This is a genomic window from Streptomyces sp. NTD107 (assembly GCF_059510435.1).
Genome location: NZ_JCAJZV010000008.1, coordinates 127,017 through 140,700, shown reverse-complemented (window position 1 = coordinate 140,700; position 13,684 = coordinate 127,017). Strand labels below are relative to the sequence as shown.

10 protein-coding genes are annotated in these 13,684 nt (G+C 70.7%); 6 read left to right on the top strand and 4 right to left on the bottom strand.

The window, feature by feature from the left end; translation table 11 throughout:
- Positions 1-38: 38 nt before the first annotated feature.
- Both AC5WRL_RS18165 and AC5WRL_RS18160 read right to left on the bottom strand, forming a co-directional pair.
- Positions 39-1,262, bottom strand: a complete 1,224-nt coding sequence (locus AC5WRL_RS18165; RefSeq protein ID WP_496089618.1) for a cytochrome P450 — start codon at positions 1,260-1,262, stop codon at positions 39-41.
- Between the two features lie 223 nt (positions 1,263-1,485).
- Positions 1,486-2,763: an ROK family transcriptional regulator gene (locus AC5WRL_RS18160; RefSeq protein WP_496089617.1), complete on the bottom strand. Its 1,278-nt coding sequence runs from the start codon at positions 2,761-2,763 to the stop codon at positions 1,486-1,488.
- Between the two features lie 171 nt (positions 2,764-2,934).
- On the opposite strand from AC5WRL_RS18160, the gene AC5WRL_RS18155 reads away from it, so the two are divergent.
- The 6 genes from AC5WRL_RS18155 (at position 2,935) to AC5WRL_RS18130 (ending at position 11,863) form a co-directional block, all read left to right on the top strand.
- Positions 2,935-4,635, top strand: coding sequence for an ABC transporter substrate-binding protein (locus AC5WRL_RS18155; protein ID WP_496089616.1), 1,701 nt, complete (start codon positions 2,935-2,937; stop codon positions 4,633-4,635).
- 31 nt (positions 4,636-4,666) lie between these two features.
- On the top strand, positions 4,667-5,656 hold the full coding sequence (locus tag AC5WRL_RS18150; protein ID WP_496089615.1) for an ABC transporter permease: 990 nt from the start codon (positions 4,667-4,669) through the stop codon (positions 5,654-5,656).
- Positions 5,657-5,691: 35 nt separating this feature from the next.
- Positions 5,692-7,509, top strand: coding sequence for a dipeptide/oligopeptide/nickel ABC transporter permease/ATP-binding protein (locus AC5WRL_RS18145; RefSeq protein WP_496089614.1), 1,818 nt, complete (start codon positions 5,692-5,694; stop codon positions 7,507-7,509).
- Positions 7,506-8,381, top strand: a complete 876-nt coding sequence (locus AC5WRL_RS18140) for an ABC transporter ATP-binding protein (RefSeq protein WP_496089613.1) — start codon at positions 7,506-7,508, stop codon at positions 8,379-8,381. Before AC5WRL_RS18145 ends, AC5WRL_RS18140 begins: the two co-directional genes overlap by 4 nt.
- A 131-nt stretch (positions 8,382-8,512) precedes the next feature.
- Complete coding sequence (locus AC5WRL_RS18135; protein WP_496089612.1) at positions 8,513-11,017, top strand: glycoside hydrolase family 2 protein; 2,505 nt, start codon at positions 8,513-8,515, stop codon at positions 11,015-11,017.
- Complete coding sequence (locus tag AC5WRL_RS18130) at positions 11,018-11,863, top strand: LacI family DNA-binding transcriptional regulator (protein WP_496089611.1); 846 nt, start codon at positions 11,018-11,020, stop codon at positions 11,861-11,863.
- Between the two features lie 10 nt (positions 11,864-11,873).
- Here AC5WRL_RS18130 and AC5WRL_RS18125 read toward each other — a convergent pair whose 3' ends face one another.
- Both AC5WRL_RS18125 and AC5WRL_RS18120 read right to left on the bottom strand, forming a co-directional pair.
- Positions 11,874-12,410 carry a snapalysin family zinc-dependent metalloprotease gene (locus tag AC5WRL_RS18125; RefSeq protein ID WP_496089733.1) on the bottom strand — a complete coding sequence of 179 codons (537 nt, stop codon included), beginning with the start codon at positions 12,408-12,410 and terminating at the stop codon, positions 11,874-11,876.
- Between the two features lie 184 nt (positions 12,411-12,594).
- Complete coding sequence (locus AC5WRL_RS18120) at positions 12,595-13,629, bottom strand: ATP-grasp domain-containing protein (RefSeq protein ID WP_496089732.1); 1,035 nt, start codon at positions 13,627-13,629, stop codon at positions 12,595-12,597.
- Positions 13,630-13,684: the final 55 nt, after the last annotated feature.

The following is a 13,684-nucleotide window of genomic DNA, read 5'->3' as shown; positions in this document are numbered from 1 at the left end:
GGCGTCGATGGCTGGTTCGTGGTGGTGGGTGTGCCCTGTCACCAGGCGACAGGGAGTTCGTGGGGGTAGCGCCAGATGGACTCGGTGTTCCACGGCACTTCTTCGGCGGGTACGGCCAGCCGCAGCTCGGGGAACCGGCGCAGCAGGGTGCCGATGGCGACCTGGAGCTCCATGATCGCCAGCGGGGACCCGATGCAGTGGTGGGCGCCCCAGCCGAAGGTCATGTGCGGGGTGGGCGGGCGCTCCACGTCCAGCACATCGGGCCGCTCGAACCGCTTGGTGTCGCGGTTGGCGGCGAGGTAGGAGACATGCACCGTCTCGTTGGCCCTGATCAGCACCCCGCCGACCTCGACGTCCTCGGTGGCGATCCGCGGGATGCCGACCCCCTTGCGGAACGGGATGTACCGCAGCAGCTCCTCCATGGCGGTGGGCAACAGCTCGGGCCTGGCCTGGAGTTTGGCGCGCTGCTCGGGGTGGGTGAGCAGGGTGTAGCTGATGTTGGAGAGCTGATAGGTGCTGGTGTCGTGGCCGGTCATCATCAAGACCATGGCCATGACGGCGAGTTCCTTCTCGTCCAGCACCTCACCGCCGTCCCGGGCCGTGGCCAGATTGCTGATGAGGTCATCGCCCGGGGCGGCGCGCCGGGCGATGGTCAGCTCGTGGAAGTAGGAGCGCAGGTGGGCCTTGGCGGCGACCGCGGCCTCCTTGGTGGTGGACCCGATCGCCATCATGGCGATGGCGCAGCGCCGCAGCTCCGGGCGGTCCTCCTCGGGGATGTCGAGGACCTCGCAGATGGTGGTCATCGGCAGTTCGTTGGACAGATGCTTCACCAGATCGGCGGGGGGGCCGTGTTCGGCCATGGTGTCCAGCAGCGAGTCCACGATCCGCTGGGTGGCCGGCCGCATGGCCTCGATCTTGGGGTTGGTGAACGCCTGCGCGACCAGCCGGCGCAGCCGGCTGCTCTGCGGCGGGTCGAGCAGGTTGATCGATTCCGACTGCACGATGGGGTTCGGTGTCATCCTCGGGAAGTCCCGGCCGATGACGGCGGCCCGGCTGAACCTGCGGTCGGTGGTGACGGTGCGCACATCCTCGTACCGGGTCACCAGCCAGGCTTCGCCCTGCCCGTATGCCATCGTGATGCGCGAGATGGGCGCCTCGGTCATCAGCCGGCGCAGCAGCGGGTCGAACTCCAGGCCCTCGGCGAAGTCGAACGGACACGTTGTGACCGTGTCGGAGTTCTCCACCCCGGCCCTCCACTTCATGGGTTCCGTCTTTGCGACGGTGATTGTCTGGACGAGGAAGGGTGTCCCCGCGAGATGTAGGACCCATGTAAAAGTGCCGGGAAGTTAACCCTTTCGTGGATAGAAAGGGGGTGATTGGGTACAGGCTGTCGAGTGCTGCCCCAAGCTTTGCGGACGGAAATAATGTTGATACTGCAATCGAGCGCCGATCGCTTGCCGGATCATCGGTACGGTGCGGGGCCGGTCAGCCCGTCCGCGGCACCGCCGCCGTCGCCGGTTCGGCCGAGGCCAGATTCTCCGGCAGCCGCATCCCCTCGCGCAGCGGCACCAGTTCGGACTGGAGCATCATCGCGGCGGCGCCGATGGCCGGCGCGGTGGCCGCCATCCGGGACAGCCGCACCGTCACCGGGTGGCTCGCCCGGGAGAAGAATGACCGCTCCAGCTCTTCGCGAACCACCGGAAGATAGATGGATCCGGCGATGGCCAGACCGGGACCGGTGAGCACCAGCTCCTCCAGGTCCACGATGTTGGCCAGCGTCCGCGCCGCCAGCGCCAGATAGCGCGCCGAGCGCTCCAGCAGCGCCCGCGCCCCCGGATCGCCGCGGTGCGCCGCCCGGGTCACCGCCGCGAAGTCCGCCGTCCGCCGCCCGCGCCCCGCGCCGTCGGTCAGTCCCGCCGAGCGGGCCAGTACGGGATCGGCGCGCGCCGCCTCCACCACCGCGCCGGGACCGGCCAGTGCCTCGGTGCACCCCCGGGCCCCGCACCAGCACTCGGGCCCGTCCGCCGCCAGCGGAATGTGCCCGATTTCCCCGGCGTTGCCGCTCGGGCCGCGATAGGCGACCCCGCCCAGCAGCAGCCCGGCGCCGATCCCGGCGCCCATGTACAGCGCGGCGAAGGCCCCGCCGCCCGCCTGTCCCGACCAGTGCTCGCCCAGCGCGGCGGCGGTGGCGTCGTTGTCCAGCACCACCGGCAGACCGGTGGCCCGCTCCAGCTCGGACTCCATCGGGAAGTCGCCCCAGTGCCGGATCGCCGGCTGCATCAGCCGCAGCCCGCGCGCCTGGTTGAGCGGGCCCGGCGCCACCAGGCCGAGCCCCAGCACCCGGGAGCGCTCGATCCCGGCGCCCTCGACCAGCGCCGCGCTCTCGGCCGCCATCCGCTCCACCAGCGACCGGGGTTCCTCGATCCCCACCCCCGCCCGGGAGATCCGCGCCACCACCGAGCCGCCCAGATCGGTCAGCACATAGGTGATTCCGTCGTGGTCCAGATGGACCCCGAGCGCGTACCGCGCGGAGAGATTCAGCTGGAGCAGCACCCGCCGTTTGCCGCCGGTGGACTCGGCGTGCCCGCTCTCCACCACCAGTCCGTCGTCGATCAGCCGGCGCACCACGGTGGATATGGTGGCGCCGGTGAAGCCGGTGGCCCCGACCAGGCCGACCCGGCTGATGGTTCCGGCGGCCCTGATCACATCCAGTACGGCCGCCCTGCTGCTGGCGTGCGGGGTGGCCCCGGCCGGTCCGCTCACTGACTTCCTCCTGCGCTGGGCCTGCCGAGTGTATGTGTCCTTCCCACGGCGGATGTTCGTCCTGCCGGAGGGTTGACTTCCTTAATTCGGCGACTGAACAATCCTACCCACCCGGGCGACGTGTCCAGGCCCACCGAGCCCCAACGACGGGGCAGGCCGAGAGGATCGAAGATGACCCAGCACGCGAGGTGGCGACGTACCCGTACGGCGGTTGTCGGGGCAGCGGCGGCGGCCATGCTCGCCGCAGGCTGCGGATCGGGCGGCAGCGGAAGCGGCGGCGGAAACTCGGGCCCGGCGGACACCCTGGTCGCCTACACCGGCCAGGCGGGCGACTACCAGCGGAACTTCAACCCCTACGCCCCCACCATGATCGAGGGCCCCGGCAACATCTTCGAACCGCTGTTCTTCTTCAACCTGGTGCGCGACGACGACCCCGTCCCGCGCCTGGGCACCGAGTACTCCTGGAACGAGACCGGCACCGAACTCTCCATCACCACCCGGGAGAACGCCACCTGGTCCGACGGCGAACCCTTCACCGCCCACGACGTCGCCTTCACTTTCGACATGGTCCGCACCCACCAGACCATGAACACCATCGGCTTCGACGGCGAGAGTGAAGTCATCGACGACAACCACCTCGTGGTGCGCTTCGCCGAACCCGCCTACCTGGACGCCCCCACCGTGCTCGGCAAGCTGTGGATCGTCCCCGAACACATCTGGGGCGAGTTCGACGATCCCGCCCAGAACACCGTCCAGGACCCGGTCGGCACCGGCCCCTTCGTGCTGGGCGACTTCAAGCCCCAGGCATTCACCCTGACCGCCAATCCCACCTACTGGGACGGCGAACCCGCCCTGAAGAACCTCCGGTTCGTCTCCCTCTCCGGCAACCAGGCCGGCGCCGCCGCCCTGGCCGCCGGCCAGATCGACTTCCAGACCGGCCCGGTCCCCGACATCCACAACATCGACAAGAACTACCCCGGCTACCAGGGCATCACCACCCACATCTTCCAGATCGCCCTGTTCACCTGCTCCGACACCGAACTGGGCTGCACCGGACCGCAGACCGACCCCGCCGTGCGCCAGGCCATCTACCACGCCATCGACCGCACCCAGCTCAACACCCTCGCCTACGAGAACACCGCCAGCGAGATCTCCCCCGGCTTCGCCCTGCCCGGCCGCGACGACGCCATCATCTCCGAGCAGCTCACCGACCGCATCGCCCCCATGGAGGCCCACCCCGACCACGCCATCCAGATCCTGGAGGACGCCGGCTGGACCAGGGGCGGCGACGGCATCTACGCCAAGGACGGCCAGAAACTCGCCCTGTCCGTGCGGGTCGTCACCGGCTGGACCGACACCATCACCGCCGCCAACACCATGACCCAGCAGCTGAAGGAGGCCGGCATCGAGCTGACCGTCGAGCAGTCCTCCTGGAACGAATGGTCCGACGCCCGGGGCCGCGGCGACTACGACCTGGTCTTCGACTCGCTCTACCCCGGACCGTCCCCCGACCCGTACTACTCCTACAACTACTTCTTCCACGGCGAGAACACCGCCCCCGTCGGGGAGGTCGCCAACCCCAACTTCGCCCGCTACGACAACCCCGAGGTGAACGCCGCCCTCGACGCCCTCAAGCAGATCAACCCCACCGACACCGCCGCCCGCCAGCCGCACTTCGACACCATCCAGACCCGGCTGGAAGCCGACATGCCCTACATCCCGGTCCTGGTCGGCGGCACCACCAGCGAGTACAACGCCCGCAAGTTCACCGGCTGGCCCTCCCCGGAGGACCTGTACGCCTTCCCCGCCGTGTGGCAGCGCCCCGACAACTCGCAGATCTATCTGAACCTCAAGCCGGCCGGCGGCGAGTGACCCCACCACACACGGCGATTGGCGGCACACGGTGAGGTACTACGCCCGCAAGCTCGGCTTCTACCTCGTCGCCCTGTGGGCGGCGCTGACCCTGAACTTCTTCATCCCGCGGCTCATGCCGGGCAACCCCGTCGACACCCTGCTGGCCAAACTCCAGCAGCGCGGCGGCACGGTGGACCCCTCGGCCCGCAGATCGTACGAGCTGCTGCTGGGCACCGACACCGGTGAACCCCTGTGGCAGCAGTACGCCTCCTACCTCGGCAATGTGTTCCGCGGCGAACTCGGCGTCTCGGTCAGCGCCTTCCCGGCCCAGGTCACCGAGGTCATCGGGCAGTCCCTGCCCTGGACCGTCGTCCTGGTCGGCATCGCCACCCTGCTCTCCTTCGCGCTCGGCGTCACCCTCGGCATGATCGCCGGCTGGCGGCGCGGCAGCTGGCTGGACTCCCTCGTGCCGGCCACCACCGTGCTGGCCGCCGTCCCCTACTTCTGGCTCGCCCTCATCCTGGTCCTGATCTTCTCCTCCACCCTCCAGTGGTTCCCGCTCTTCGGCGGCTACGACACCTACCTGGCCACCGGCTGGAACACCGACTTCATCGGCTCGGCCCTCTACCACGGCACCCTGCCCGCCCTCACCATCGTCATCTCCTCCGTCGGCGGCTGGCTGCTGGGCATGCGCAACATGATGGTGGCCACCGGCTCCGAGGACTACATCCTCACCGCCCACGCCAAGGGCCTGCGCGACCGCCGCATCATGACCCGGTACGCCGCCCGCAACGCCGTCCTGCCCTCCCTCGCCGGATTCGCCATCTCGCTGGGCTTCGTCGTCTCCGGCTCGATCATCACCGAACAGGTCTTCTCCTACCCGGGCATCGGCTCCAAGCTGCTCCAGGCCGTCGAGAACAGCGACTACGCCCTGATGCAGGGCATCTTCCTGGTCATCACCGTCGCCGTACTCGCCGCCAATCTGATCGTCGATCTGCTGTACGGCTTCATCGACCCGCGCACCCGCGTCACCGCCTGACGAGGAAGAGGAAGAGGAAGAGGAGAGGAGCAGACATGGCGAGCACCACCACCCTCCCCGCACCGGGCGGCGCCCCCGCCCGCAGCGGCTGGCGTGCCCTGCTGCCCGGCTGGTCCGCCCGGCTCGGCATCGGCGTCGGCCTCGTGGCGGCCATCGGACTGTTCGGCGTCATCGGCCCGCTGCTGCTCGGCGACCCCGACGCCGTCGACAACATGGGCCGCACCCCGCCCTCCGCCGACCACTGGCTGGGCACCACCCAGACCGGCCAGGACGTCCTGGCCCAACTCGCCCACGCCACCCGCGGCTCGCTCCAGATCGGCCTCGCGGTGGGCATCGGCGCCACCGTGCTGTCCGCCCTCTTCGGCGTCATCGGCGCCTATCTGGGCGGCGTCGTGGACGAGAGCTTCTCGCTGTTCTCCAACGTCATGCTGGTCATCCCGGGACTGCCGCTGGTCATCGTCATCGCCGGCTTCGTCCCCCGCGAACAGCGCGGCTGGTGGACCCTGGCCGTGGTCCTGGTGATCACCGGCTGGGCCGCCGCCGCCCGGGTGCTGCGCGCCCAGACCCTCTCGCTGCGCAGCCGCGACTACATCCTGGCCGCCCGGGTGGCCGGTGAGCGGCGCTGGCGGATCGTCACCGTCGAGATCCTGCCCAATCTGCTGCCGCTGATCGCCTCCCAGTTCGTCTTCGCCGTGATCGCCGCGATCCTCGCCGAGGCCGGCCTGTCCTTCCTGGGCCTGGGCGCCGCCAACACCCACACCCTGGGCTCGATGCTCTACTTCGCCCAGAACGGCTTCGCGCTCCAGTACGAGGCATGGTGGTGGTTCGTGCCACCCGGCCTGGTCATCGCGCTCTTCGGCTGCGGCCTGTCCCTCATCAACTTCAGCATCGACGAGATCATCAATCCCAAGCTGCGGCTGCCCAAGGCCGCCGGCGGCGGCACCGTCCGGGTCGCCGACCACACCGCCGCCGCCACCGCGCCGGCCGGGCCCCGCGACCCGGACGCGGTCCTCACCATCACCGCACTGGACGTCGTCTACCGCACCGCCGACCCCGTACACGCCGTGCGCGATGTCTCCCTCACCCTGCGGCGTGGCGAAATCCTCGGCCTGGCCGGGGAGTCGGGCTGCGGCAAGACCACCCTCGCCTACGCGATCAACCGGCTGCACCGCCCGCCCGCCGAGGTCAGCGCCGGCTCCGTCGTCTTCCACGACCGCTCCGGCACCGACATCGACCTGCTGGCCCTGGACAAGGAGGAACTGCGCGCCTTCCGCTGGAACAAGCTCTCCATGGTCTTCCAGGGCGCCATGAACTCCCTCAACCCGGTGATCTCCGTCCACGAGCAACTGGACGACGTCCTCACCACCCACCGCCCCGGCATGACCGCCGGGCAGCGCCGTACCCGCTGCGCCGAGGTCCTCACCCTGGTCGGCGTCGACCCGGCCCGGCTCGGTTCCTTCCCGCACGAGCTCTCCGGCGGCATGCGCCAGCGGGTCATGATCGCCATGGCCATGCTGCTCGACCCACAGGTGATGATCATGGACGAACCGACCACCGCCCTCGACGTGGTCGTCCAGCGCGGCATCCTGCGCGAGATCATCCGGCTGCGCGACGAACTCGGCTTCGCCGTCGTCTTCATCACCCACGATCTGCCGCTGCTGCTGGAGCTGAGCGACCACATCGCCGTCATGCGCGACGGCGAGATCGTCGAGTACGCCCCCGCCGAGCGGATGTACCACGCCCCCGCCCACCCCTACACCCGGCAGCTGCTGGACTCCTTCCCCTCCCTCACCTCCGAGCGCGGCGCCTTCGTGCGCGGCGGCGACACCGACCCCGAAGGAGCCGCGCGATGACCACCCTTGAGGTCGACGGCCTGGTCAAGGACTATCCGGTACGGTCCGGGCTGCGGCACTCCACGCTGCGCGCCGTCGACCATGTCTCCTTCACCCTGCGCCCGGGCCGCACCACGGCCCTGGTCGGCGCCTCGGGTTCCGGCAAGTCCACGGTGGCCAAGCTGATCGCCCGGCTGGAGAGGCCCACCGGCGGGCGGATCACCGTCACCGGCCCGGACGGCGCCGAAGTACCCGAGCGCGCCTACCGCGACCACGTCCAGCTGGTCTTCCAGGACCCCTTCGCCTCCCTCAACCCCTTTCACACCATCGAGCACCACCTCACCCGGCCGCTGAAGCTGCACGGCCGGGCCCGTGGCCGGGAGCAGACCAGAGCGGCGGCGTACGCGCTGCTGGAGCGGGTCAATCTGCGCCCGGCCCCCGCGTACGCGCCGCGCCGCCCGCACGAGCTGTCGGGCGGCCAGCGTCAGCGGGTGGCCATCGCCCGCGCCCTGGCGCCCGGCGCCCAGGTGGTCATCGCCGACGAGCCGGTGTCGATGCTGGATGTCTCCATCCGGCTCGGCGTGCTCAATCTGCTGGCCCGGCTGCAACGCGAGGACCACCTCGCCGTCCTGTACATCACCCACGATCTGGCCACCGCCCGGCACTTCAGCGACGACATCCTGGTGATGCACCGGGGCCGGATCGTCGAACGCGGCCCGGCGGACGAGGTGATCCTCGCCCCCCGGCACTCCTACACCCGGCTGCTGGCGGAGGCCGCCCCCGACCCGGAGGTACGCGGCCGGTCGCTGACCGGGGAACCCGGGGAGATCGCCCCGGAGGATCTGCACCGGGCCTATGACCATCACACCGGCGAATGGCAGCACTTCGGCTGACCGCTGCCGCCGGACGGCCCGCGGTGGTTCCGGCCGCCGTGCGGCCGATTCTTCTCCTGTTGACTTACTTAATTTGGCTGAGAAACAATCAAGGGCCCGGCCAGCCACACCACTCACTGGGGAGTGTCCGCATGGTGAACCCGATGTCCCGCCACCCGCTGCACGACGGCTGGCAGCTCACGGCGGCCGGCGGCCCCGTACCCGAGAACATCACCGGCCGCACCATCCCCGCCCAGGTGCCCGGCAGTGCCCATCTCGACCTGCTCGCCGCCGGGCTCATCCCCGATCCCTACCTGGACCGCGCCGAGGAGCAGCTGACCTGGGCGCACCGCGCCCACTGGCGCTACGCCACCACCCTGCACACCGAGCCCGCCGCCCCCACCGAACGGGTCGACCTCGTCTTCGAGGGCCTGGACACCGTCGCCACCCTCACCCTCGACACCCACCGCCTCGGCGAGACCGCCAACATGCACCGCGGCCACCGCTTCGACATCCGCGCCCTGCTCACCGGCGCACCGCAGGAACTCGCCGTCACCTTCCGCTCCGCCCTGGAGTACGCCGAGGAGATCGCCGAGCGCATCGAGCCCCGCCCGCACACCAACCTCCACCCCTACAACCTGGTCCGCAAGATGGCGTGCAGCTTCGGCTGGGACTGGGGCCCCGACCTCCAGACCGCCGGCATCTGGAAGCCGGTCCGCCTCGAACGCTGGCACACCGCCCGGCTCGCCGAGGTACGCCCGCTGATCACCGTCACCGAGGACGGCACCGGGCGCGCCGAGGTACACGCGGTCATCGAACGCTCAGGGCTGGAAGCCGCCACCGACCTCACCCTCACCGCCACGGTCGGCGGCCACCACGCGCGCACCGTCGTCCCGGCCGGCGCGGACACCGCCACCGTCACCGTCGAGGTCCCGCACCCCCGGCTGTGGTGGCCGGCCGGCTACGGCGACCAGCCGCTGTACGACCTGCACATCTCCCTCGCCGCCGCGGGGGAGGGCGAGGACGGCGGCGAACTCGACGCGTACGAACGGCGGATCGGCTTCCGCACCCTCACCGTGGACACCACCCCCGACGCCACCGGCACCCCCTTCACCTTCGTGGTCAACGGCACCCGGATCTTCGCCAAGGGCGCCAACTGGATCCCCGACGACCACTTCCTCACCCGCGTCGACCGCCCCCGCATCGAGCGCCGCGTACAGCAGGCTCTGGACGCCCACATGAACATGCTGCGGGTGTGGGGCGGCGGCATCTACGAGACGGATGACTTCTACGAGGTCTGCGACGAGGCCGGCATCCTGGTGTGGCAGGACTTCCTGCTCGCCTGCGCCGCCTACCCCGAAGAAGAGCCGCTGTGGAGCGAGTTCGAGGCCGAGGCCCGCGAGAACATCACCCGGCTCGCCCCGCACCCCTCCCTCGCGCTGTGGAACGGCGGCAACGAGAACCTGTGGGGCTGGCGCGACTGGGGCTGGCAGGAACGCCTGGCGGGGCGCACCTGGGGACTGCGCTACTACACCGAGCTGTTCCCCGCGCTGCTCGCCGAACTCGACCCCACCCGCCCGTACTCCGACGGCAGCCCGTACAACCCCCGCGCACACGTGGATGTGGTGCACCCGAACGAGGCCGACCACGGCACCCGCCACGAATGGGAGGTGTGGAACCGCAAGGACTACACCACCTACCTCGACCACATCCCGCGCTTCTGCTCCGAGTTCGGCTTCCAGGGCCCGCCGAACTGGTCCACCCTCACCACCTGGATCCACGACGCGGAGCCGCTCACCCCGACCTCGCCCGCGCTGCTGCTGCACCAGAAGGCCGAGGACGGCAACGGCAAGCTGGAGCGCGGCCTCGCCGCCCATCTGCCGCACCCCGAACGCTTCGCCGACTGGCACTGGGCCACCCAGCTCAACCAGGCCCGCGCCGTCGCCTTCGGCATCGAGCACTTCCGCTCCTGGTGGCCGCGCACCGCCGGCACCCTGGTGTGGCAGCTGAACGACTGCTGGCCGGTGGTCTCCTGGGCCGCCGTCGACTCCGAGGAGCGCCGCAAGCCGCTGTGGTACGCGCTGCGCCGGGCCTTCGCCCCCCGGCTGCTCACCGTACAGCCCAGGGACAGCGGCACCGCCCTGGTCGCCGTCAACGACACGGGGGAGGAGTGGCAGGCCCGGCTGCGCCTGGAACGGCGGTCGTTCACCGGTGAGGTGCTGGCCACCGATACGATCTCCCTGCGGGTGGCGGCACGTTCGGCCCTCACCGTCATACCGGACGCCGCCCTGACGGCCCCGGCGGACCCGGAGCGGGAGGTACTGGTGGCGACGGCGGGCGCGGTGCGTACGGTGCACACCTTCGGCGCCGATCCCGGCCTCGGCTACGATCCGGCCGCCCTCAGCGCGACGGCGGGCGCGGCTCCCGGTGGGTACCGGGTGACGGTGCGGGCCGCCTCCTTCGCCCGGGACATCGCGGTGCTGGCCGACCGGGTGGCACCGGACGCCGAGGTGGACGACCAACTGGTGACACTGCTCGCGGGGGAGAGCCACACCTTCACCGTGACCACCACGGCGACCGTGGACCCGGGGCTGTTCACCGGCCCCGATGTGCTGTCCTCGGTCAACTCGCTGCACGGGGTGGCGGTGCGGGGCTGAGTGCGCACCACCGAAGCCGTCGGCCTGGTGCTCGCCAGGCCGGCCCGACTGCTCGGCACCGAACCCTTCTTCATGGAGTTCATCGCCGGGATCGAGGAATCGCTGGCCGAGCGCGGCCACTCCCTGCTGCTGCACATCGTGCGGCACCAGGACGAGGAGATCGCCACCCACCGGCGCTGGGCCGAGCGCGGACTGGTGGCGGCGGTGGTGCTGGTCAATGTGACCACCACCGACCGCCGCCCCGCCGTGCTGCGCGAGCTGGGCACCCCGACGGTGATCGCGGGCGGGCTGCGGGAGGTGCCGGGCATCCCCGCCGTGTCCACGGACGCGGCGGGGGCGACCCGGGAGGCGCTGGAGCGGCTGCTGGCGCTGGGGCACCGGCGGATCGCCCGGGTCACCGGGCCGGCCGAACTGCTGCACACCCAGGTGCGCAGCGACACCATGCGCGCCGAGTGCGCGGCGGCGGGCATCGAGCCGGTGCTGGTGGAGGGTGACTACTCGGCGCCGGCGGGGGAGCGGCTGACCGCCGAGCTGCTGCGCGGTGCCGCCGCGCGCCGGCCCACCGCGATCCTGTACGACAACGACGTGATGGCGATCGCCGGGCTCGGCGTGGCGAAGGCGGCGGGGATCGCGGTGCCGGCCGAGCTGTCGCTGGTGGCCTGGGACGACTCCGCGATGTGCCGGCTGACCTCGCCGCCGTTCACCACCATGACGGTGGATGTGCACCGGTTCGGGACGCTGGTGGCGGCCTCGGTGCTGGAGCTGATCGACGGCCGGCCGGTGGCCGGGCGGTGGTCCCCGGCGGCCCGGTTCACTCCCCGGGGGACCACCGCGCCGGCGCCGTGAGGCCGGCGGGTCAGTCGGTGAACAGCTGACGGCCGGGCAGCTGCCCGGTGGCGGCGAGGCTGCCGGCGAAGTAGTTCTCGACGGTGGCCCGTTCGGAGGCGTTGGGGTAGGGGTTGGTGCACGCGGTGCCGGCGGTCGAGCCGGACATCAGGCTGGAGCAGGGGCCGGGCTTGATGTCGGGCAGGCCCAGGATGTGGCCCAGCTCGTGGGCGGCGATCCGGGTGGTGTTGTAGCCGACCGCTTCCCGGCCCATGTAGACGATGCCGTTGCCCAGGCTGGTGCGCAGGGCGCGCGGCCAGCCGTTGTCGGCGATGATGCGGATGTTGGCGCTCTGCCCGGCGGCGACCGGGGTGAGGCGTACATTGACGACGCTCTCGTTCCACACCGCGACGCCGGCGGTGACGGCGCTCGCGAACTCGGCGGAGCCGCTGGCGTCATAGGTGAGGACGCGGGCGGCTGCCGTGGGGCCGTCCGCCCGCGCGGTGGTGGCGGTGGCGGTGGCGGGTGCGGCGGTGAGGGCGAGCACGGCCACCACGGCGGTGACCATGGCCCGTGCCGCCGAGCGGAAGGGCCGGAAGGGCCGGAAGGACATCGGGTGCCTCCTTGTGGGGGGGAAACGCCAAGAGTCATGTGCATGACATCTTTCCCTCTACCCGTTTCCGGCCCGTCATGCTCCTGGGAAGGCCGCCAAGCCCGGGACCGAGCTTGGCGGTCGGGTACCGCGTTCTCCGCTAAACCGGGACGGCCGCGGCGTTCTCCACCTCGGCCGCGGTCTCGGTGACCGCGATCCGGCCGCCGAGCCGTGGCGCCGGCAGCTTCCCCGGCGCACCGTGCAGCAGCAGCCGCACGGCCGCCCAGGGCAGATTCACCCCGGTGAAGGCCGTCTGGTAGATGCCGGCCGAGGGCCGTGGATTCGCCTCCAGCAGCACCGGCCGGCCCCGCAGCCGGCGCAGTTGCACATTGGCGAGATAGGCGAGCCGGAAATGCTCCACCAGCTCACCGGCGATACGGGCCGGTTCCGGATCATCCAGCAGCAGCCGGTAACGCCCCTCCTTGGCCCGGGGAATGGCGGTCAGTATCCGGCCACCCGGCGCGGACAGGGTGTCCACGCTCACCTCGGGTCCGTCCAAATAGGGCATCACGATGAACGAGGGCACTTTTTCGTCCTCGTCCGCCGCCCTTTTCAGGGCATCGGCGACAGCGGTCACCGAAACCAGCGGCCGGGGCGCCTCCAGCAGATCCCGCAGCCGCAGCGGCCGGTCGTCGAAGATCCGGAATCCGAAGGCCGAGAACTCGCCGGCCGGTTTGATGCACAGACTCTCCCCGGGCCGGGCCAGCTCCTCGACAGCGGTACGCAGTTGGTCGGCGTCGCGCACCACCCGCCACTCGGGCACCTCGATGCCCGCCGCCCTGGCCGCCTCGTACGTACGGCTCTTGCTGGTGAGGACGGCCACCGCCGCCGGCGGAGAACACATCAGCCGGGTGCCGATCCGCGCGAAGTCCTCGGCCCGCCCGGCGAGAGCGTCCAGCCGGCGCGGTGGTATCAGCACATCGATACCGTGCCGCCGGCAGAAGTCCAGGGCGAATTCGGCGTAATCGTGATTGTTGACTCGATAAGGTTCGACCTCGCCCACATCACAGGCGGTCAGCGCGGGCGCGGTCTCACTGATATTGGTGCCGTAGATCCGTACGGCGGCGGCGTCGGGGTTTTCGCGCAACATGCGCATCACCTGGGTGCTGGCGGTCCCCGCGCTGCTGAGCCAAATGCGTAGTGCTATCTCCGTGCTCCCTTCATCGCCGGATGCCTGGCCATGATGGAAA